The 1,965-nt window shown below is 45.9% G+C and carries 1 protein-coding gene and 2 pseudogenes; all 3 read right to left on the reverse strand.

Annotation, left to right across the window (positions count from 1 at the left end):
* Positions 1–665 (reverse strand): annotated as a pseudogene (locus FKW31_RS14195) (hypothetical protein); the annotation flags it as partial.
* 309 nt (positions 666–974) lie between these two features.
* A pseudogene (locus FKW31_RS14200) lies at positions 975–1,141 on the reverse strand (IS5/IS1182 family transposase); the annotation flags it as partial.
* A 226-nt stretch (positions 1,142–1,367) separates the two neighbouring features.
* A partial coding sequence (locus FKW31_RS14205; protein ID WP_150178879.1) for an autotransporter strand-loop-strand O-heptosyltransferase occupies positions 1,368–1,965 on the reverse strand: 598 nt, incomplete at its 5' end.

Below are 1,965 nucleotides of genomic sequence, written 5' to 3' on the forward strand. Positions count from 1 at the left end.
GTCGCAGCCTGCGCGCTGTTATCCACCGCACCAGAAACATTTACACCAGAAACATACCCTTTGCTGCCAACAACAAGCGTACCTTCCTTGCCCCCAGTAATCTTAATATCCGTCGCAAAAGCACCATCTGAAACTTGCAGACTTCCGCCTGCTGTCATTGTGACGTCTGTGAGGTTGGCAGACTGAACCGCACCGATAGATGCACCAGAATTTACCGTAACAGAAGAACCTGACCCTCCCATAAAAAGAACATTGGCACCCGTATCTGCTGTTAAAGCGGATACAGCGCCACCGTCAGTTTCATATGTAGCGCCGTTCTGGACAGTTACGTCCTGCACATTACCTGCATAGCTTGCGGCATGCCCCTTACTTTCTATAGTAAGGTTTGTAATTGTTGCTGTATTTTCTAGATTTCCACCACTTTGAACCGTTACGCTGTTCAGGCTTCCCCCAGCATTCTCCAAGAGGCCACCATCTTCCACAACAGCACTTTGCATTGTGGACAGATTCTGCACTTCCCCCTGATCCGTCACACTGGATATGTTGCCAAGATTTGTAACTGAACCCGCACTTTGAACGGTCAGACCTACAATAGTATCCATTACTGTAAGTGATTGACCGCTCGTCACAACAATGCTGGAAGAAGTATTATTATCTTCAGACATAAATATACCCTCTCTAGACACTTCATATCTAAATGAATGTTATTAATATATTAACTAAAATGATAAAGCACATTTTTTAGATTATTACCAACATCATTTCGACATCTCTGATCGTTTGTTCTATCGTAACCAGACATATACATTCAGATTGATGCGATCTATTCGTGCGCACGATCACGCCATCACCCCTGAAAGCACTCATACGAAGCTCGTTTGACTGCTCGTTGTCCGCTCACTGGCCCTCCTTTTGCCACGCGAGCTCTACGCTATCTCACTGGAAAGCAAAGCGGGGGGTTCCATCAGTGCTTACGGATCACACGGTGGACGCCCATTTTATACTTTTGTCTGAATAGGTCAGTGCCTTGTTCAGATCCGGACAGAACGCCTTAGTCCGAGAAAACGCTTCAAGTTGGTCACCGAGCTCGCCCAGCCGAGCAGGCCGCTCTATCAACATCAAAGAAACCAGGCTGCCTCATAAGCCACCCCTCCAGTCATGACACAAGAGAAGGAATCATAGAGAGAGGCCCAAAACCAGAGGCTTTTTCGAACTATCGAACTGATACATGATAGTTTCCTTCACTGACATTCAACTCCTCAGCATCCTTACAGAATCATAAGGAACCGTACACACCACCAGTTCTCAGTGAAAATCACCAAATAGGTTTTCTAATTTATATAGGCTGTAGCAAACAATAACTGGTATTATGACAGCGCATGAATGGCTGCACTAATTTTAGCAATGACCTGCTGTGACGTAATCAGGCGTGTACACTCAAACTGACGTGGTGTATTGGCATGACGAGGGCACCAGAGAAAATCATGATGATCAAAGCGTTCACGCTCATCATTCCAACAGGAATTACATGTATGCCAATTGATAATACGGTAAGGAGTATGAAACTCATTGATAGGATGAGTAAAGCCAGAGATCATGACTACAGGCGTACCCGCAGCCCACGCCAGCCACGCAAGGCCTGAACTGAGGCCAATGAAGAACTCAGCATGTTGTAACCAACGTGCACGTTCTGTTAAGGGGCGATTGCCTGTTTGATCCTCTGCCCCATAAGGAATATGATTCCAAATAATACCTGTGCCATGTACGGGTTTTTGATCAATACAGATAACACGGTAGCCCTGCTTTTTAAGATAGGCAACAATCTCCATCCACCCAGTGGGATTGTTCCAGTATTTACACTGAGTGCTGGCCTGTACAGCAATACAGACATATTTTTCGGCTATCGGGCGTGTTTCATCAGACAAAGCAAGTTTGGGTGCTTCTTCCGCAGGATCAACACCTAGA

The sequence above is a fragment of the Acetobacter sp. DmW_136 genome (assembly GCF_008690365.1).
Lineage (GTDB): Bacteria > Pseudomonadota > Alphaproteobacteria > Acetobacterales > Acetobacteraceae > Acetobacter > Acetobacter oryzifermentans.